Source organism: Streptomyces sp. NPDC053367, assembly GCF_044545925.1.
Taxonomy (GTDB): domain Bacteria; phylum Actinomycetota; class Actinomycetes; order Streptomycetales; family Streptomycetaceae; genus Streptomyces.
In genome coordinates, this window is sequence record NZ_JBITYN010000005.1 from 462,987 (window position 1) to 481,590 (window position 18,604).

Sequence of the window (18,604 nt, forward strand, 5' to 3'; positions counted from 1 at the left end):
CTTCTGGGTAGGGCGATGCTTTGTATTCCCAGTACCGACGAGGAGCACCCTGTGACCCAGACCAGCGAGAACGTCACCTGGCTGACCCAGGAGGCGTACAACAAGCTCAAGGACGAGCTTGAGTACCTTACTGGTCCTGCGCGCACGGAGATCGCCGCCAAGATCGCGGCCGCGCGCGAGGAGGGCGACCTGCGTGAGAACGGCGGGTACCACGCGGCCAAGGAGGAGCAGGGCAAGCAGGAGCTCCGTGTGCGCCAGCTGACCCAGCTTCTGGAGAGCGCCAAGGTGGGCGAGGCCCCGGCTTCGGCGGACGGCGCGGTGGCCCCCGGCATGGTCGTGACGATCGCCTTCGACGGTGACGAGGACGACACGCTGACCTTCCTGCTCGCCTCCCGCGAGTACGCCAGCTCCGACATCGAGACCTACTCGCCGCAGTCCCCGCTGGGCTCCGGCGTGATCGGCCACAAGGTCGGCGAGGACGCGGAGTACGAGCTGCCCAACGGCAAGAAGGCCTCCGTGCGCATCCTCAAGGCCGAGCCCTACCAGAACTGAGCCCGCTCTCAGCCTTGCGCAGAGCCTTTCCGGTGAGCCCCCGGCGTCCTCGCTGACGCCGGGGGCTCGTCGCGTCCGGGCCCGCCCGGTGCCCCGGCCCGCTCAGGCCGCGGAGCGGTACTTGCGGACGGCGAGCGTACGGAAGACCAGGATGATCACCACCGACCAGATCAGCGATGCCCACACGGGGTGCTGCATGGGCCAGGCGTCCGGCGTCTTGAAGCCCGGGGGGAGGTTGCCGAACAGCTCACGGCACGCCTGCACGGTGGCGCTGAACGGGTTCCACTCCGCGATGTGCCGCAGGAACGTCGGCATCTGGTTCGCGTCGACGAACGCGTTCGAGATGAACGTCAGCGGGAACAGCCAGATCAGGCCGCCGGAGGTCGCCGCCTCGGGTGTGCGCACGGACAGGCCGATCAGCGCGCCGATCCAGGTGAAGGCGTAGCCGAGGAGCAGCAGCAGTCCGAACCCGGCGAGCACCTTGCCGAAGTTCTCGTGCGTGCGCCAGCCGACGATGACCGCGACGACGGCCAGGACGACGAGGGTGAGCGTCGTCTGCACCGAGTCGGCGATCGTGCGGCCGGTCAGGACGGCGCCACGGGTCATCGGCAGGGACCGGAAGCGGTCGATGAGGCCCTTGTGCATGTCGTCGGCGATGCCCGCACCGGCGCCGGCCGTGGCGAAGGTGACCGTCTGGGCGAAGATGCCGGCCATCAGGAACTCTCGGTACGCCTGGGTCGAGGTGGACGAGCCGACCTGGATGGAGCCGCCGAACACATAGGTGAACAGCACCACGAACATGACGGGCTGGACGAGCCCGAAGATGATCATCTCGGGAATCCGACGCATACGGATCAGATTCCGGCGGGTCATGACCAGGGAATCGCTCACGGCGCTCACTGGCCGGCCTCCTTCCTGCGGGTGCCGCCGCGGTTCTCCGCGTCGGCGGGACTGTCCCCGTCGGCCGTCTCGTTCTCCGGCTCGGTCGCGGCGGCGTGGCCGGTCAGGGAGAGGAAGACGTCGTCGAGGGTGGGGCGGCGCAGGCCGATGTCGTCGATCTCGATGCCGCGGACGTCGAGTTCGCGGATGATCTCGGCGAGCAGCTTGGCGCCGCCGGTGACGGGCACGGTGAGCTTGCGGGTGTGCTCCTCGTAGCCGGTCTCGCCCTTGCCGAGGCCGGTGAGCACCTCGGCAGCGGCCGGTATGTCCTCGCGCTCGTGGACGACGACCTCGACGCGCTCGCCGCCGGTGCGGGCCTTGAGCTGGTCGGAGGTGCCGCGGGCGATGACCCTGCCCTGGTCGACCACCGCGATGTCGTGCGCCAGGTGGTCGGCCTCCTCCAGGTACTGGGTGGTCAGCAGGAGCGTGGTACCGCCGGAGACGAGCTGTTTGATGACCTCCCACAGCTGCTGGCGGTTGCGGGGGTCGAGGCCGGTCGTCGGCTCGTCCATGAACATCACCGGCGGGGAGACGACCAGCGCCGCCGCCAGGTCGAGCCTGCGGCGCATGCCGCCGGAGTACGTCTTGGCGGTGCGGTCGGCGGCCTCGGTGAGGTGGAACTGCTCCAGCAGCTCATCGGCCCGGGCCTTCGCGGCCTTGGCCTTCATCTGGTAGAGCCGGCCGACCATCTGGAGGTTCTCGCGGCCGGTGAGCAGTTCGTCGACGGCCGCGAACTGGCCGGACAGGCCGATGGAGCGGCGTACCTCGTCGGGTTGCGCGAGCACGTCGAGGCCGGCGACGACGGCCCGGCCGCTGTCGGGGCGCAGGAGTGTGGTCAGACAGCGGACCGTCGTGGTCTTGCCCGCGCCGTTGGGCCCGAGCAGGCCGAGGACGGTGCCCTCGGGGACATCGAGGTCGACGCCGTCCAGTGCCCTTACCTTGCCGAAGGTCTTCACCAGACCTTCGGCGTGAATGGCGCCTGGCATATGAGTCTCCACGTCGTTGGGGATCGTCGTTGCGGTTTTCGTCCTTGCGGTTGCCTCGGAAAGCCTAGGTTCGGGCTTTTCGGCCCGCTCGGTGTTTTCCGCGCGCTGTGCGGTGGTGCGCGGCCCGCCGGGGCGGTGCCGCGGATCGGGCCCGCGGATCGGGCCCGCGGATCGGTGCCGCGGATCCACATTATCGCGATGTATCGCGTCTCTCAATGGGCTTCGCTCGAACGAGTGACCGACCCTGCCGTTGCGGCGGACGTGACCGGACGTGACCTCAGTCGATGACCCGGTACCCGGCCTCGCGCAGTGCCTGGCCGACCTCCGCGCAGTGCGCGGGCCCCTTCGTCTCCAGGTGCAGGTCCACCTCGGCCTCCGTGAGCCCGAGCCGCGGGTCGGTCCGTACGTGGCCGACGTCGAGGACGTTGGCGTCGGCCGCCGACAACACGCCGAGCAGGGTCGCGAGCGCCCCCGGCCGGTCGGTCAGCCGCAGCCGGACCGCGAGGTAGCGGCCCTGTGCGGCCATTCCGTGCCGCAGCACCCGCTGGAGCAGCACGGGGTCGACGTTGCCGCCGGACAGCACCGCCACCACCGGCCCCTCGAACGCCCCCGGGTCGCTCAGCAGCGCCGCCACCGGGCTGGCCCCGGCCGGCTCGACCACCAGCTTGGCTCGTTCGAGGCACAGCAGCAGCGCAGTGGCCAGGTCGTCCTCGGTGACCGTGCGCACCTCGTCCACCAGTTCGCTGACCAGCGTGAACGGCACGTCGCCCGGCCGTCCGACGCGGATTCCGTCGGCCATCGTCACCGGGCCGGCGAGCGCCACCGGACGCCCTGCGGACAGCGAGGGCGGGTAGGCGGCGGCGCCCGCGGCCTGCACGCCGACGATCCGCACGTCCGGCCGCAGCGCCTTCACCGCGACCGCGATGCCCGCGGCGAGCCCGCCGCCGCCGATGCCGACGACGATCGTGCGCACCTCCGGGCACTGCTCCAGGATCTCCAGGCCGACCGTGCCCTGCCCCGCGATGACGTCGGGATGGTCGAAGGGGTGGATGAAGACCGCGCCGGTCTCCCGGGCGTACTCCTCGGCCGCCGCGAGCGTCTCGTCGACCACCTGGCCGTGCAGCCGGACCTCGGCGCCGTAGTCGCGGGTGGCGCTGATCTTGGGCAGCGGGGCGCCCTTGGGCATGAACACCGTCGAGCGCACCCCGAGCAGCGACGACGCCAGGGCGACGCCCTGCGCGTGGTTGCCTGCGCTCGCGGCGACCACCCCGGCGGCCCGCTCCTCGGGCAGCAGCCCGGCGATCCGCACATAGGCGCCGCGCAGCTTGAACGAGCCGGTCCGCTGGAGGTTCTCGCACTTGAAGTGGACGGGCGCCCCGACCAGCTGCGTGAGGTGCCGGCTGCCCTCCATCGCGGTCACCCGGGCCACCCCCGCGAGCATCTTCCGGGCCCCGCGCACGTCGTCGAGGGTGACCGGCGGCAGGGGATCGGCCTTGAGGTGGTTCATGGCTCAAGTCTCGCAGTTCACACCCCGCGAGCGCGGTTGTGACCAACCTCCGAGACCGGTTTGCGCAGCGCAGGTACGGCCCGTCCCCCATCCGCGTACTCTGTCCCCCAACTCAGCCACCCCTTCATGAAGTGAGCCTCCGGCCATGCCCACAACACCTGAAATGTCGATGGACATGCAGACCGTCGGTGACACCGGTCTCCTCGACGCTCTGCAGCACGAGGTGGCGGTGTTCGCCCGCCGTGCCGAACAGACCCGGCTCGGCGGGGTCGGTCAGGTGCGCAACTCCATGGACCGCGCCGCGTACCTGCTGCTCAACCGGCTCGACAAGGAGGGCCCGATGGGTGTCAAGGCGCTCGCCGCGAGCATGGGCATCGACTCCTCGACGGTGACCCGGCAGGTGGCCCCGCTCGTCGACACCGGGCTCGTCAAGCGCACCTCGCATCCGGAGGACGGGCGGGCCGTGGTGCTCCAGCTGTCCCCGCGCGGGCTGTCGCGGCTGGAGGAAGTGCGCTCCTCCCGGCGTCAGTTGATGGCCGAGCTGACCCACGACTGGGCCCCGCAGGAGCGCGAGGCGTTCTGCACGCTCCTGACGCGCTTCAATGACGCCCTGTCCGCGCGGATGAGCGCGCACGGCGTGCCCGGGCAGGAGCCCGCCTCGGCGTCCTGACGACCGGGCCGCCGCCCGGAAGCACCGCGCGCCGCCGCCTCGGGGCACCTGGAGGGCCGTACGCCGACCACGGCCGCCTCCCGGAAGCGCCCCGGCCGCCCCGCGGAGCCTGCTGCGCGGCTCTTGACCGAAAGGGCACCCCTGGCCTCATATGAGACCGGACCCCGTCGTACGCCGGTTCGCCACTCGGCGGCCGTGCGCCGCCGGGGCCCGATTCCTCAGGGTCGCCCTCAGGGGGAGGTGCGGTGCGAGAACGGCAAGCGGACCGGGGCGCCCGCCGCGACCGGGAGTTCGAGGCGTTCGTCGCGGGCGCCTCGGGGCGGCTGCTGCACACCGCGACACTGCTCACGGCGGAGGTCCCGGACGACAACCCGCGCGCGCGACGTCTGCTCGTGCTCGCCCTCGCGCACACGTACGCGTGCTGGGACCGGCTGCGCGGCGAGGATCCGTATGTGCGCACCCGCCAGTACCTCGCCACCCGCTTCGCCCGCGCTGCCTGGCACCAGTACGGCGGTCTCGGCCGGGCGCGCCCGCACCCGGACAGCGTCCTGGCCGTGCTCGGCCCGCAGGAGCGGCTGATTCTCGTCCTGCGGCTCTACGAGGGTGTCGCCGAGGAGCAGGCCGCCGCTCTGCTGGGCCTGCCCGTGGAGCGCGTGCGGGCCGTCTGCGACCGCGCGACGGCGACCCTGCTGCATCCGCCGCGGGGACCGGCACCGTCGGTCGTGGGCGCCAATGCGGTGGCGTCGTGAACGACGAACGGGCCGGGAGGTGTCGTGGACGACACGGCGGGGCCGGGAAGCGTCGTGGACGACATGACGGGACCGGAAGCGTCGTGGACGACAAGACGAGAAGACCGGGAAACGTCGTGGACGACATGACGGGACCGGGAAACGTCGTGGACGACGCGGCGGGACCGGAAGGCGTCGCGGACGACAAGGCGGGGCCGGGAAGGGAGCGGGCTCGTGACGGGTCCTGACGGGAAGAGACGCCGATGAGCCGGGCCGACCGGGAGGCCGCGGCGCGGCGGGTCATGGAACGGACCCCGCCGCCGGTGCCGCCCGAGCTGTACGCGGACGCCGTGCGCCTGGGCAGCCGGCTGCTGCACCGGCAGGTCGTCGTCCGGCGCCTGCTGTGGGTGCTGCTCTGCGTGGCGGTCGTCGCGTTCACCGTCTGGGCCGTGACGGTCCAGCCGTGGGTGGAGCCGCCGTCGGAGACGACCCCACCCCTGGAGGGCTGGTGACCGTCAGCCGAGGGCCTGCTGGAGGTCCTCCAGCAGGTCGTCCACGTTCTCGATGCCGACGGAGAGACGTACGAGGTCGCCCGGGACCTCCAGGGCCGAGCCGGCCGCGGAGGCGTGGGTCATGCGGCCCGGGTGCTCGATCAGCGACTCGACGCCGCCGAGCGACTCGCCGAGGGTGAAGATCTTGGCGCGGTTGCAGATCTCGACGGCCGCCTCCTCGCCGCCCTGGACCCGGAAGGAGATCATGCCGCCGAACGACCGCATCTGCTTGGCCGCGACCTCGTGGCCGGGGTGGTCCGGCAGGCCCGGGTAGAGCACGCGCGTCACGCGCGCGTGGCGGGTGAGCATGTCGGCGATCTTGGTGGCGTTCTCGCTGTGCCGGTCCATGCGCACCGACAGCGTCTTGGTGCCGCGCAGCACCAGCCAGGAGTCGAAGGGACCGGCGACCGCGCCCATCGCGTTCTGGTGGTACGCCAGCTCCTCGCCGAGGCCCTCGTCGGCCGTGATCAGCGCGCCGCCGACCACGTCGGAGTGGCCGCCCATGTACTTGGTGAGGGAGTGCACGACGACGTCCGCGCCGAGCGACAGCGGCTGCTGGAGGTAGGGCGTGGCGAAGGTGTTGTCGACGACCAGCTTGGCGCCGGCGTCATGGGCGACCTGTGCGACGGCGGCGATGTCGGTGATGCCGAGCAGCGGGTTGGACGGCGTCTCCACCCAGACGGCCTTCGTCTTCGGGGTGATCGCGGCCCGGACGGCGGCCGGGTCGCTGGTGTCGGCGACCGACCACTCCACGCCCCAGCGGGCGACGACCTTGGCGAAGAGACGGAAGGTGCCGCCGTAGGCGTCGTTCGGGATCACCACGTGGTCGCCGGGGCTGAGCAGCGTACGCAGCAGGCAGTCCTCGGCCGCCAGTCCGGACGCGAACGCGAGGCCGCGGCGGCCGCCCTCGAGGGCGGCGAGGTTCTCCTCCAGGGCGGTCCTGGTGGGGTTGGCGCTGCGGCTGTACTCGTAGCCGCCGCGCAGGCCGCCGACGCCGTCCTGCTTGTAGGTGGACACCTGGTAGATCGGCGGGACGACCGCCCCGGTCAGGGGGTCGGCGGTGTTGCCCGCGTGGATCGCGAGCGTCTCGAAGTGCTGACTGATGTGCCTGTCGCTCATGTGCACCGAGCGTAGTGCTCCTGACGGGCGGGTGCCGGACGAGTGGCGGGCACGAGGGATCCCCCTCGGTTTTCCACAGGCGGTTTTCCACAGACCGGGGCCCAGGTTGGCCAATTGTCGGCGCCGTCTGGTTCGCTTGAGGCATGGAGATTCTCTGGGTCCTGATGGCACTGCTCATGCTGGGTTTGGTGCTCGGCCCGTTCGTCATGCGCAGGCGCCGCGGCATCGAGCTGGTGTCCCCGCAGCACCCGGACGCCGCCGACCCCGCGAACTACGGGTTCGTCCGGCAGGAGGAGCTGGACGTCCGCATGCCCGGCCCCGACCAGGACCTGCTGGACGTGCTGGACCTGGTGCAGCGCACCCAGGACCACCGGGCGGCGGCCCAGCTGCTCGCCGGGACCGAGACCGAGGGCGAGCGCCGCTGGCAGCGCGTGCAGGCCTTCGCCGGCGCGGCGGCGCTGGAGCTCCAGCAGCGGCCGGGCGGGGTCAGCGAGACGCCCGGCGGGCAGTGGCTGCGGGTGTGGCGCGCGGAGGCGCCGAAGGACGCGGGCGGCGCCGCGGTGCACGCCGAGTTCCTGGTGCAGCAGGCGTGGCGTACGTCGACGCCGGGCACGGACGACTTCCGGATCATCATGGAGGAGGCGAGGGCGGCGTGCGCCGACGCCGCCCTGCTCTCCCCCGGCGACCCGGTCCCCTACATCATCGAGCTGTCGGTGGCCCGCGGCCTGGCCTACTCGCAGCAGGAGTTCGAGCAGCTCTGGCTGAAGATCCTGGACCGCGCGCCCGCCCACATGGGCGCCCACCTGGCCGCCCTGCACTACTGGTGCGAGAAGTGGCACGGCTCGCGCGAGCAGGCCTACGCCTTCGCCGAGGCCGCGGCGGCGCGGGCCCCCCGGGGATCGCTGCTCGCGGCGATGCCGCTGTTCGCGGTGTTCGAGCACCTGCCCGAGGTCAACCTGGTCGCCGGCTTCTACCAGAGCGAGGTCGTCACCAAGGCGATGCACGGCGCACTGCACGCGGTGCACACCGCGCGCGCCGACGACCCGATGCTCGCCCACGTCCGGCACCTGCTGCTCTTCTTCCTGGTCCGCGCCGAGCGCTGGTCGGAGGCCATGAGCCAGCTGGTCCACGTCGACGGCCACGTCGGCGCCCTGCCGTGGACCCTCGCCTCGGACCCGGCCGCCGAGTTCGCGATATACCGGGCCCTCGCGGTCGCGGGCTACGAGGCGAACGGCGGCACACCGGCGACGCTGCACAGCTGAGCCGGGCGGGCGCCGGCGGCGGGCCTCAGCCGCCGCTGCCGTACGGCCGCGTCAGTATCTCCAGGTTGTGGCCGTTCGGGTCCTCGAAGTACGTGCCGCGGCCGCCGTCGTTGTGGTTGATCTCGCCCGGGCGGGAGTGGAACGGGTCGGCCCAGTAGGGCAGGCCGGCGGCGCGGATGCGGGCGAAGATGGTGTCGAAGTCGGCCTCGGAGACCAGGAAGGCGTAGTGCTGGGGTGTGATGGCCCCGGGGACGTCCATGTAGTCGAGGGTCACACCGTTGGGGATCTCGACGGGGACGAAGGGGCCGTAGCGAGGGCCCACCTCCAGGCCGAGGAGGTCGGCGAGGAAGCGGGCCGAGGCCTGTTTGTCGTGGGCGCTGACGATGGTGTGGTTCAGCTGCACGGTCATGCCTTCCACGCTAGGCAGCGGGCCTTCGCCGAACCACCGTCCCGGGGACGATACGGGTCGGTCGATGGGCCTACCCCGCGGGTACGGGGCAGGCCTTGGCCGGGAGTACGGCTCAGATCGTGGAGGTGTCGATCACGAAGCGGTAGCGCACGTCGCTGCTCAGCACGCGCTCGTACGCCTCGTTGATCTCCTCGGCCCGGATCAGCTCGATCTCGGCGCCGAACCCGTGCGCCGCGCAGAAGTCGAGCATCTCCTGGGTCTCGGCGATGCCGCCGATCATGGAGCCGGCGAGGGTCTTCCGGTTGCCGATGACGGAGAAGAGGTTGAGGGAGATCGGCTCCTCGGGGGCGCCGACGTTCACCAGGGCGCCGTCGGTCTTCAGCAGCGCGAGGTACGCGTTGAAGTCCAGCGGGGCGGAGACCGTCGAGACGATCAGGTCGAAGGTGCCGGCGAGTTCCTCGAAGGTCTTCGGGTCGCTGGTGGCGTAGTAGTGGTCGGCGCCCAGCTTGAGGCCGTCCTCCTTCTTGCGCAGCGACTGCGACAGCACGGTCACCTCGGCGCCGAGGGCGTGCGCGATCTTCACGCCCATGTGGCCGAGGCCGCCCATGCCGAGGATCGCGACCTTCTTGCCGGGGCCGGCGCCCCAGTGCTTGAGCGGCGAGTACAGGGTGATGCCGGCGCACAGCAGCGGCGCGGCCTCGTCGAGCTTCAGGCCGTCGGGGATGCGCACGACGTAGTTCTCGTCGACGACTATCTTCTCGGAGTAGCCGCCGTAGGTGGGCTCGCCGTCCTTGCCGATCGCGTTGTAGGTGCCGACCATGCCGCCGCCGGTGCAGTACTGCTCCAGGCCGGCCTTGCAGTTGTCGCACTCGCGGCAGGAGTCGACCATGCAGCCGACGCCGACCCGGTCACCGACGGCGTACTTGGTCACACCGGAGCCGACGGCGGAGACGACGCCCGCGATCTCGTGGCCGGGGACCATGGGGAAGATCGCCTCGCCCCAGCCCTCGCGGGCCTGGTGGATGTCCGAGTGGCAGATGCCGGCGTACTTGATGTCGATCAGGACGTCGTGCTCGCCGACCTCGCGCCGCTCGATGGTGGTGCGCTCCAGCGGAGCCTTGGCGGCGGGGGCGGCGTACGCAGCAACAGTGGTCATGCCCGGGGTTCTCCTAGCAGAGTGATCCGTACCCGGCTGCCTTTCCACCGGGCACGACGACCAGCCTGCCCGAAAGCGGAGCGTCCACCCAGGCCACGGCTGTGCCTACGCACACCGTGCCTACCACTGGCAAGGTCAGGCTCCCGGGCGTACGTCCGGGAATACTGGAACACATGGAAGTACAGCCCGCATCCGAGCCCGTGCGTGCGTCGGGGCCCGAGTCCGAGTCCGGCGCCGCCCTGGACCGCAGAGCCGAGCTCAGCGAGTTCCTGCGCACCCGGCGCGCCCGGCTCAAGCCGCAGGACGTGGGACTGCCGGAGTTCGGCAGGCAGCGCAGGGTGCCGGGGCTGCGGCGCGAGGAGCTGGCCCAGCTGGCCGGGGTGTCGGTGGCGTACTACACGCGCCTGGAGCAGGGCAACGGCCGCAACGTCTCCACGGAGGTGCTGGACGCCATCGCCCGCGCGCTCCGGCTGACCGACGCCGAGCACGCGCATCTGACGCACCTGGCCAACCCCAAGCAGCACAAGAAGAAGCCGGCCACGCGCACCCAGCAGGTGCGGCCCGCGCTGCGGCAGCTGCTGGACACCATGGACGCGGTCCCGGCGTACGTCGTCGGGCGGCGCTCGGACATCCTGGCGTGGAACCGGATGGCGGCCGCGCTGTTCGGGGACTGGGCGGAGCTGCCGGCCACGGACCGCAACTGGGCGCGGCTCGTGTTCATGAAGCCCGAGTATCACGACCTGTTCCAGGACTGGGAGCAGAAGGCGATCGACATCGTGTGCCATCTGCGGATGGACGCCGGCTGCTATCCGGACGACCCGCGGCTGTCGGCGCTGGTGGGCGAGCTGTCGGTGAAGAGCGAGGAGTTCCGGCGGCTGTGGGCCACGCATGACGTGAAGGAGAAGAGCCACGGGGTGAAGCTGCTGCGCCATCCGCTGGTGGGCGAACTGTCCCTGCGCTTCGAGTCCTTCCGCCTCGCCGACGACGCCGACCAGGTCCTGGTGACCTACCACGCCGACCCGGGCACCCCCTCGGCGGAGGTGCTCCGGCTGCTGGCGAGCTGGGGCACGGACGCGACCCGCGCCGGGCAGGACAGCGGCGTGCAGGGCTGAGTCAGTCCGCCACGCCCAGGTCCTCCCGCATCAGCCGCCGCATCGCCGACAGCCGTGGCTCGGCCTCCTTCAGCGCGAGCAGGGCGGTGTCGGGGTTCTCGCCCTCCCGGGCCAGGCCCCGGTCCAGGCGCTTGACGGCCGCGTCGCCCCCGGCGAGGACCTCGTTGACGGACCGGGAAGCCTCCAGGATCCGCTCGGGCACGATCATCTGCGCCTCGGCGTACCGGTCGCGGTACTCCCGGCGCACCTCCTCCAGGTGATCGCGGTCCGGCTCGCCGAAGACACCGTCCCGGAGGCGGTGCAGGGCGTCCTTGAGCAGGGTGTGGAACTGCCGGGAGGAGCGGTTCATCGCGGTGTACGCCTCCCGCCGTTCGGCGAGTCGCCGTTCCTGCGCGGCGACGGCCGCCTCCTCGGCACGCCGCCGGTCGGTCAGCCGCTGGCTGAGGACGGGCGCGAAGAGGGTGCCGAGGACACCGACGACGGCGGTGATCATGGCGGTGACAGCAGCGGTCATACAGGCACACAAACACGAACCGCCCCCGGAAGCCGAGCTTCCGGGGGCGGTCCACTCATGGATCAGCGAGCCGAGGACGGATCAGCGAGCCGAGGCCGGCTCACCGGGCCGCAGGTGCGTCACTTGCCGTAGTAGGCGTTGTAGATCGACACCGTCGACTTGTTGTTCTTCTTGTCCGTGATCTTGGCGTGGAAGGAGACACCCTTGCCCGCCGCCGGGTTCTTCACGGTGATCTTGCCGTTCGTCACGGTGACCTTCCGCCAGGTCTGGCCGTAGTCGTACGACACGTACACGTAGAGCGACTTGAGGTTGGTACCCCGCGCCGCACCGAGGACGGTGACCGGGAGGGTCTGCGTCGCGCCGGCCGCGACACGGCCGTCCGCGCCGGTCTTGGCACCGAAGACCGCGGTGGACGCGGGCAGCGCCACGTCGTCGGTGGTCGTCGGCTTCTTGGAGCGGAAGGTCCAGCTGGCGTCGATCCGCGTGGAGGCGGCGGCGACGCGGACGCTGCGCTTGACCGAGGTGGTCAGACGGTACTCGGCGTCCGTGGACGGGACCGTGAACTCCTTCTCACCGAGCAGCGGGTCGTCGTGCGAGGCGACCTTGACGCCGTTGCGGTAGAGGGTGGTGGCCACCGAGGTGAAGTCCGACGTGCCCGGGTGACCGGCGGAGTCGGCGTACAGCGGCAGCAGGCCGCCGATCTTGTTGCCGTTGCGGTACAGGCCGTACTCGGCCGTGATGCGCGGGCCGAAGACCGGCTTGTTGAAGGTGGTCGCGTACGTCTTGCCGGCCTGGTAGACCTTCACGCCGTCCGAGGTGTAGAACGCCTCGGCGATCGGGAAGCCGTCGGCGTCCCTGGCGCCGCCGAACTGCTCGAAGTCCAGGCCCCAGGCGACACCGTTCGCGGTGGACACGTGGACCGTGCGGGTGCCGGGCAGCTTCTGCTGGACCGCGAGGCCCATCACGAAGTCGTCCGGGAGCAGGCCGTAGACGGTGAGCGCGCCGGTCTTGCCCGAGGTGGCCGAGGCCAGGACGTTCCTCAGGGTCGCGAGCTCACTCGCCTTGAAGTGCTTGACCTTGTCGCCCACGACCCTGGTGAGGTTGGACGAGGACAGCGCCACGTCCCACTCGGTGGCCGTGCCCTTGGTGAACTGGCCGTTCCAGGTCTGGGAGACACCGGTGACGGTCGGGCCCACATGGGCCATGCGCAGGTCGGCGAAGGAGGACGCCAGGACGCCGACGCCGAAGCCGCCGGCCTCGTAGGAGTAGTTGATGGTCGCCGACAGCGGCTTGGCCGCGGTGTCGGGCACCGTGATGTCGGCCGCCTTCGTCGTACGGGCGTCGAGCGTCAGCGTGGTGTTCCGGGTGACGCTCAGCTTCGGCTGGACGAGCCAGTCGACGCCGCCCTCGAAGGAGTTGAGGTCCTTCACGATCCAGCCGTCCACGCCGTACGTGCCGCGCGGGACACGGATGGTGGTGACACCGCTGTTGTCCAGCGGGACGTCCACCAGACGGCCGTTGGCGAGGCCGGAGTAGCCGAACAGGGCGGTGCTGTACTGGCCCGACGGCTGGCCGTCCTTGCCGATGTGCTTGACGGTCAGGTCGTACGACTCGACCTCGCGGTTGACCGCGGCGGCCGTGCGCACGCTCTGGCCGCCGCCGGTCGCGGTGACGTAGGCGGAGTACGCGCCGTCGACCGTGCCGCCGAGGCGGGTGTCGACGGTGACGTCGACGGATGCCTTGCCGTGCGCCGGGACGGTCACCGTGGTGGCGCCCAGCTTGAAGAAGCCGGCCGGGGCGGCGAGGCCCTGCGGGTTCTTGGCGCTGGCCTTGAGGGTCAGCGTGACGTCCGTGTCACCGAGGTTGCGGTACGTCAGCGGCTTGTTGACCGGAGTGTCGTCGGTGTGCGGCCACTGCTGGGTGCCGAAGCTCACCGAGACCGGCTCGGCGATCACGGTCTGCTTGAGGGCCTTGTCGATCTGGATGCGGCCCGCGCCCTGCTCGAACGCCGTGTAGTTGCCGCCCTTGGTGGAGGCGGTCAGGGCGCCCTTGATCTCGGCGTACGTCCAGTCCGGGTGCTGCTGCTTCAGGATCGCGGCGGCGCCCGCGACATGCGGGGTGGCCATCGAGGTGCCCGAGATGGTCAGGTACCCGGCCGGGCTCTCGCCGACCTCCTGCTCGATGACGCTGCCCTTGGCGGACGCGGCGGTGATGTCCACGCCCGGGGCGGTGACGTCCGGCTTGATCGCGCCGTCGCCGACGCGCGGGCCGGTCGAGGAGAACGGGGCGAGCTTGTCGCCGGAGTCCACGGCGCCGACGGTGAGCGCGGCGTCCGCGCTGCCCGGCGAACCGACGCTCTCGGGGCCGGAGTTGCCGGCCGCGATCGCGAAGAGGATGCCCTTCTCCGCGGACAGCTTGTCGACGGCCGCCTCCAGCGGGTCGACACCGGGTCCGTCCGGGCCGCCCAGGCTGAGGTTGACGACGTCGGCGCCCTCGGCGGCCGCCCACTCCATGCCGGCGAGGATGCCGGAGTCGTCACCGGAGCCGGTGTCGTCCAGCACCTTGCCGTTGAGGATGGTCGCGCCCGGGGCCACGCCCTTGTACTTGCCGCCCGACTTGGCGCCGGTGCCCGCCGCGATGGACGCGACGTGCGTGCCGTGGCCGAACTTGTCGGAGGCGTCGGCGGCGGGGGTGAAGTTCTTCGACGCCGTCACCTGGGTCTTCAGGTCCGGGTGGGTGGCGTCCACACCGGTGTCCAGGACGGCGATCTTGACACCCTTGCCGGTGTAGCCGGCCGCCCACGCGGTGGGGGCGCCGATCTGCGTGGTGGAGGTGTCGAGGGTGACCTTGCGGACACCGTCGAGCCAGACGTGCGCGATACCGGCGGCCGTCCTGTCGCCGTCGGTGACCGCGTCCCACAGCTCGGGCGTGTCGGCCTGGTCCGCCTGGACGGCGTCGGCGTTCAGGGTGCGCAGGGTGCGGCGCAGGGTGCCGGCGTCCCGGACGTCCGCCTTGGCGGACGTGGCGGCTCCCTTGTAGCCGACGATGACCTTCAGCCCGTCCTTCTGGGACTTGCGGGTCGTGGCCTTGTTCAGCTCGGTGATGTCGAACAACCGCTGGTCCAGCTTGCCGGCGGCGACCAGACGGGCCGCGTCCGCCGGAATGACCAGGGTGTGACCCTCGAACTTGCGGACGGCGACGGGTATGTTCTCGCGGCCTTCCGCGCGCTGCAGGCCGAGGATGCGGCCCTTGCCGTCGACCGTGACACGGTCGCCGGTGATCAGGGTGATGCGGTGACGGTCCGTCAGCTTGGCGGCGGTGTCATGGTGCTGGGTGCCGGCCTCGGCCGAGGCCGGGCTGGTCAGACCCGCGGCCAGGGCGACGGCTGCGGCGCCGGCCACTGTGGCCGCGCCGACCTTTTTCACTTGTCTGCGCAAGACTCCCCCTGGGAGATGAAGTGCCGGGCGACTTCCCCGTTCACCCGGCCGGGGGTCATCCCGTACACCTGCGCGTACTCCCCCCGGAGGATGAAGTATGCCGGGGGGTGATCAGACGCCTCAACACGACTTCGTCACGACTCGGTCATAAAACCCGTGCACAGGGAGCGTTTTCAGGACATCGTGCGTTCCGTGACCGAGACGGCGCCCTTGCGGATCGTCGCGAGGCGTGGAGCGCGCTCGGCGACCGCGGAGTCGTGCGTGACCGTCACGAAGGCCGGCCCGCTCCGGCTGGGGCGACGCGCCGGCGCCGGTCTCCGGACGTCTCGGCCGGCAGGCGGCCCCGGCGCGCACCGCCCGTCAAAAAGCCGCTGCCGCCGGGCCCGAGGGCGCGGCGGCAGCGGGGATGCCTGCGGGAGGCGTCGGCGGGAGGGTCAGACGGCCGAGCCGGCCTTCCACTCCGCCCAGCTCATGTTCCAGCCGTTGAGGCCGTTGTCCGGCGAGACGGTCTTGTCGCCGGTGTTCTGCACGACGACCACGTCACCGATGATCGAGTTGTTGTAGAACCACGCGGCCTCGGTGTTGGGGTCGTCGGCGCCCTTGGTGTCGTTCAGGCCGACGCAGCCGTGGCTGGTGTTGACGTTGCCGAACACCGAGTCGGCGCCCCAGTAGTTGCCGTGGATGAAGGTGCCCGAGGTGGTCAGGCGCATGGCGTGCGGCACGTCCTTGATGTCGTACTCGCCCTTGCCGTCGTCGTCGGTGAAGCCGACCGTGGCGCCGTTCATCCGGGTCTCCTTGAACTTCTCGGAGATCACCATCTGACCTTCGTAGGTCTTGTTGTCGGGCGAGCCCGCGGAGATCGGGATGGTCTTGACGACCTTGCCGTCCTGCGTGACCTTCATCTGCTTGGTGTTGGCGTCGACGTACGACACCTGGTTGCGGCCGATCTTGAAGGTGACCGTCTTCTGCTGGACGCCGATGACGCCGTCGGCGCCCTCGACCCCGTCGAGCGCCAGCTTCAGGGTGATGGTCGAGTTCTCCTGCCAGTAGTCCTCGGGGCGGAAGTCGAGGCGGTTGGCGTTGAACCAGTGGCCGACGACCTCCTGGCCGCTGGAGGAGGTGACGGTGATGCCCTTCTGGACGTCCACCTTGTTGGTGATCGCCTTGTCGAAGTTGATCGACACGGGCATGCCCACGCCGACGGTCGAGCCGTCCTCCGGCGTGAAGGAACCGATGAAGCTGTTGTCGGGCGAGACCGTGGTGAAGGAGGCGTTCTCGTGGGCCTCACGGCCCTCGGCGTCCTGCGCGGTCACGGCGATCTTGTAGGTGGTGGAGCGCTCCAGCTGGGCGGTGGGCTTCCAGCTGGTCTTGTCGGCGGATATCTCACCGGCGACCGCGGTGCCGTCCGCGGTGGTCATCGTCACCTCGGTGAGCGTGCCCTTGCCCACGGTGACGGTGGCCGAGTTGTTGATGGAGGCGTTGTTCGAGCCGTCCGCCGGTGTGATCTTGATCTGGGCCTCGGAGGTCTTCTGGGCCGCCGCCTCGTCGACCTTGGCCTGCGAGGTGTCCTCGGCCCCGTCGGCCTTGGCCTCGTCGCCGCCGGAGCAGGCCGAGAGCACCAGTACACCGCCGAGCAGTGCGGACGCGACCGTCAGGCCCCTGCGCCGCTTACTGTTCGTCATCACACGCTTCTCCATCGTTGCCGAATCCCCGGAAACCCGGAGAGTTCCCCGCCAATAACGTTCAACGCTACGACCGGCCCGTCCCGTTCCACATGTCCCGTATGTGTGGGCCACGCCACGTCGCCGGACGGCGGTTGCCGTCCGTGAGACGACGAAACCCCGGACGGCGGTTGCCGTCCGAGGTCACGATTTCCCCATATCCGGCTCAGCGGACCGACTCTTCTCCGCCTTCTTCTCCGCCTTCTTCGTCGGCGGCTTCGTCGTCGCCGTCGTCGCCGTCGTCATCATCCTCGTCGAGGTCCCAGTCCGGCGAATCGGGGTCGTAGTCGATCAGCTCGCTGCTCCAGGACGCCTGCTGCAGCTCGACCCCGGGCACGTCGCCCACCAGGTCGAACGGGTCCACGAGGTAGGCGAGGGCCTCCGCCGTGTCCTCCGTCACAGCGCCCTCGGCGTGGGTGCGCTCGGTGTCGGGCATCGCGCCGTCCGCGACGTTCTCGGCGATGCGGGCCAGTGCGGCGCCGGTCACCGCCTCCACGTCGTCCACCTCCAGGACGAGTTCCACGCGAAGCCGTACGAATCGTGAGGTCTCAGGAGTGCTCATGCCGCGAGCGTACGGCTCCGCGCGCCCAGGGCTTTCCCGCGACCCGCCCCCGACCGGCGGGCCGCCCCAGCTCCGCGCCCACCAGCGCGGACAAGCGCCGCCTCGCACGGCTGGCCTGATCCGGCGGAGAGGCCCTAGCATCGGCGCACACGGCCAATTCGCCAGCGCCACAAGGGGATCGATATTCCGTGTCATCCGCTCGCCGTCCGTTGCTGACCGCCACCGCCGCGGCCACCCTGCTGGGCGCCCTGTGGTTCGTCCCGTCCGCCAACGCCACGGACGGTTCCCCGGCGAGAGCGCAGCCCTCGACGACCACGACGACCCAGGCCAGGGCGGCCGTCGCGGCCAGCACCGAGACGTTGCAGAACTCGTCCGGCGGCACCGAACTCGCCGACACCGGAAGCTTCGACAGCACGCCCTACGTCGTGGGCGGCACGCTCTTCCTCACGGTCGGCGCCGGATTCGTGACGTATTCGGTGCGTAGAGAGCGACTTGGGTTCTAAATACCCAAGCTTGACGCGTCTTTGACCGAACACCCATAGTCCGCTCATGAACAGATCAACGGGGGCGCGTCTGTGCGCCACGGCTGTGGTGGGCGCGCTGTCGCTGGCCCTCCTCACCGGCTGCTCGGACAACGGCTCGGACAACGGCGGCTCCGGCGACGGCAAGGACGCCGGCTCCTCGGAGCAGGCGAAGACCTACACCAAGGCCGAGCTGGAGAAGCTGATCATCGCCCAGGGCGATGTGACCGGCTACAAGGTCGAGCCGGTCGACAAGGAGCTCAGCACCGACAAGAGCAAGCTCAAGGGCGACGAGAAGTGCCTGCCGCTCGCCTACGTCATGAGCGGCCTGGCGCCCACCGACGCGCCGGCCGAGACGAACACCATGGCCACGCAGGAGAAGAAGCCCTCCGACGCCGCCTCCAAGTCGCTGGACGACCTGGCCGACGGCGCGGCCGAGGACGCCCTCGCGGACGCGATGAGCGTCGACGTGACGGTCGTCGCGCTGTCCTCGTACGACGGTGAGGGCGCCGCGGACGCGTTCAAGGCGGTCTCCGACGCGGTCAAGGACTGCGCCGGCGGCTTCAGCGCCACGGACGGCGCCTCCGCCGACGACGAGGGCAAGTTCAACAAGGTCGCCGAGGCGAAGGCCGTCGGCGCCACCGGCGACGAGGCCGTGGCCTTCACCGCGACCGGCGAGATGGACGCCGACACCGGCGAGACGGCCGACGTCCACGCCCAGGTCGTGCGGCACGGCAACACCATCGCCTCGTACTTCACGATGAACCTCGGCGCGATGATGACCGGCAAGGACTACACGGTCCCCGCGGCGGTCGTGAACGCCCAGGGCGCCAAGCTGAAGTAACCCCGGCTGTACGC

Annotated in this window: 18 protein-coding genes and 1 pseudogene; 8 read left to right on the plus strand and 11 right to left on the minus strand. The window is 70.7% G+C overall.

The annotated features are described in order from the left end of the window. Positions 1–51 precede the first annotated feature (51 nt). Complete coding sequence (gene greA / locus ACIGXJ_RS17500; protein ID WP_399645758.1) at positions 52–552, plus strand: transcription elongation factor GreA; 501 nt, start codon at positions 52–54, stop codon at positions 550–552. A gap of 102 nt (positions 553–654) precedes the next feature. Here the strand turns inward: greA and ACIGXJ_RS17505 are convergent, their stop codons facing one another. The 3 genes from ACIGXJ_RS17505 to ilvA form a co-directional block, all read right to left on the minus strand. Then, positions 655–1,425: an ABC transporter permease gene (locus ACIGXJ_RS17505; protein WP_399646001.1), complete on the minus strand. Its 771-nt coding sequence runs from the start codon at positions 1,423–1,425 to the stop codon at positions 655–657. A 23-nt stretch (positions 1,426–1,448) separates the two neighbouring features. Continuing rightward, positions 1,449–2,477 carry an ATP-binding cassette domain-containing protein gene (locus ACIGXJ_RS17510; RefSeq protein ID WP_399645760.1) on the minus strand — a complete coding sequence of 343 codons (1,029 nt, stop codon included), beginning with the start codon at positions 2,475–2,477 and terminating at the stop codon, positions 1,449–1,451. A 277-nt stretch (positions 2,478–2,754) separates the two neighbouring features. Beyond that, positions 2,755–3,984: a threonine ammonia-lyase gene (gene ilvA, locus ACIGXJ_RS17515; RefSeq protein WP_399645762.1), complete on the minus strand. Its 1,230-nt coding sequence runs from the start codon at positions 3,982–3,984 to the stop codon at positions 2,755–2,757. Positions 3,985–4,147: 163 nt separating this feature from the next. On the opposite strand from ilvA, the gene ACIGXJ_RS17520 reads away from it, so the two are divergent. The 3 genes from ACIGXJ_RS17520 (at position 4,148) to ACIGXJ_RS17530 (ending at position 5,894) form a co-directional block, all read left to right on the plus strand. Beyond that, positions 4,148–4,654, plus strand: a complete 507-nt coding sequence (locus tag ACIGXJ_RS17520; RefSeq protein WP_399646004.1) for a MarR family winged helix-turn-helix transcriptional regulator — start codon at positions 4,148–4,150, stop codon at positions 4,652–4,654. 245 nt (positions 4,655–4,899) lie between these two features. Next, a complete protein-coding gene (locus tag ACIGXJ_RS17525) occupies positions 4,900–5,403 on the plus strand; it encodes a sigma factor-like helix-turn-helix DNA-binding protein (RefSeq protein ID WP_399645765.1) in 504 nt (167 codons plus the stop codon). A 242-nt stretch (positions 5,404–5,645) separates the two neighbouring features. Next, a complete protein-coding gene (locus ACIGXJ_RS17530; protein WP_399645767.1) occupies positions 5,646–5,894 on the plus strand; it encodes a hypothetical protein in 249 nt (82 codons plus the stop codon). A gap of 3 nt (positions 5,895–5,897) precedes the next feature. Here ACIGXJ_RS17530 and ACIGXJ_RS17535 read toward each other — a convergent pair whose 3' ends face one another. Next, positions 5,898–7,052, minus strand: a complete 1,155-nt coding sequence (locus ACIGXJ_RS17535; protein ID WP_399645770.1) for a cystathionine gamma-synthase — start codon at positions 7,050–7,052, stop codon at positions 5,898–5,900. A gap of 143 nt (positions 7,053–7,195) precedes the next feature. On the opposite strand from ACIGXJ_RS17535, the gene ACIGXJ_RS17540 reads away from it, so the two are divergent. Beyond that, positions 7,196–8,314 carry a hypothetical protein gene (locus tag ACIGXJ_RS17540; RefSeq protein WP_399645772.1) on the plus strand — a complete coding sequence of 373 codons (1,119 nt, stop codon included), beginning with the start codon at positions 7,196–7,198 and terminating at the stop codon, positions 8,312–8,314. Between the two features lie 25 nt (positions 8,315–8,339). Here the strand turns inward: ACIGXJ_RS17540 and ACIGXJ_RS17545 are convergent, their stop codons facing one another. Both ACIGXJ_RS17545 and ACIGXJ_RS17550 read right to left on the minus strand, forming a co-directional pair. Beyond that, positions 8,340–8,723 (minus strand): VOC family protein, encoded by a 384-nt coding sequence (locus tag ACIGXJ_RS17545; protein WP_399645775.1) that lies wholly within the window; start codon positions 8,721–8,723, stop codon positions 8,340–8,342. Positions 8,724–8,835: 112 nt separating this feature from the next. Next, the gene (locus tag ACIGXJ_RS17550; RefSeq protein ID WP_399645778.1) at positions 8,836–9,879 is read right to left on the minus strand and encodes an NAD(P)-dependent alcohol dehydrogenase; all 1,044 of its coding nucleotides are present in this window, start codon (positions 9,877–9,879) and stop codon (positions 8,836–8,838) included. Positions 9,880–10,052: 173 nt separating this feature from the next. Here ACIGXJ_RS17550 and ACIGXJ_RS17555 point away from each other — a divergent pair, with 173 nt between their 5' ends. Beyond that, positions 10,053–10,991, plus strand: coding sequence for a helix-turn-helix domain-containing protein (locus ACIGXJ_RS17555; protein ID WP_399645781.1), 939 nt, complete (start codon positions 10,053–10,055; stop codon positions 10,989–10,991). Position 10,992: 1 nt separating this feature from the next. Here the strand turns inward: ACIGXJ_RS17555 and ACIGXJ_RS17560 are convergent, their stop codons facing one another. The 5 genes and pseudogenes from ACIGXJ_RS17560 to ACIGXJ_RS17580 form a co-directional block, all read right to left on the minus strand. Beyond that, on the minus strand, positions 10,993–11,505 hold the full coding sequence (locus ACIGXJ_RS17560) for a hypothetical protein (RefSeq protein ID WP_399645783.1): 513 nt from the start codon (positions 11,503–11,505) through the stop codon (positions 10,993–10,995). A 119-nt stretch (positions 11,506–11,624) separates the two neighbouring features. Further along, entirely contained in the window at positions 11,625–14,942 is a 3,318-nt protein-coding gene (locus tag ACIGXJ_RS17565) for a S8 family peptidase (protein ID WP_399645785.1), read from the minus strand. A 173-nt stretch (positions 14,943–15,115) separates the two neighbouring features. Beyond that, positions 15,116–15,226: pseudogene (locus ACIGXJ_RS17570) on the minus strand (ABC transporter ATP-binding protein); the annotation flags it as partial. Between the two features lie 150 nt (positions 15,227–15,376). Beyond that, entirely contained in the window at positions 15,377–16,639 is a 1,263-nt protein-coding gene (locus ACIGXJ_RS17575; protein WP_399645787.1) for an Ig-like domain-containing protein, read from the minus strand. Between the two features lie 190 nt (positions 16,640–16,829). Then, a complete protein-coding gene (locus tag ACIGXJ_RS17580; protein WP_399645790.1) occupies positions 16,830–17,225 on the minus strand; it encodes a hypothetical protein in 396 nt (131 codons plus the stop codon). 188 nt (positions 17,226–17,413) lie between these two features. Between ACIGXJ_RS17580 and ACIGXJ_RS17585 the strand changes: the two genes are divergently transcribed. Beyond that, entirely contained in the window at positions 17,414–17,728 is a 315-nt protein-coding gene (locus ACIGXJ_RS17585; protein ID WP_399645793.1) for a hypothetical protein, read from the plus strand. A gap of 46 nt (positions 17,729–17,774) precedes the next feature. Next, positions 17,775–18,590, plus strand: a complete 816-nt coding sequence (locus ACIGXJ_RS17590; RefSeq protein WP_399645796.1) for a hypothetical protein — start codon at positions 17,775–17,777, stop codon at positions 18,588–18,590. Positions 18,591–18,604: the final 14 nt, after the last annotated feature.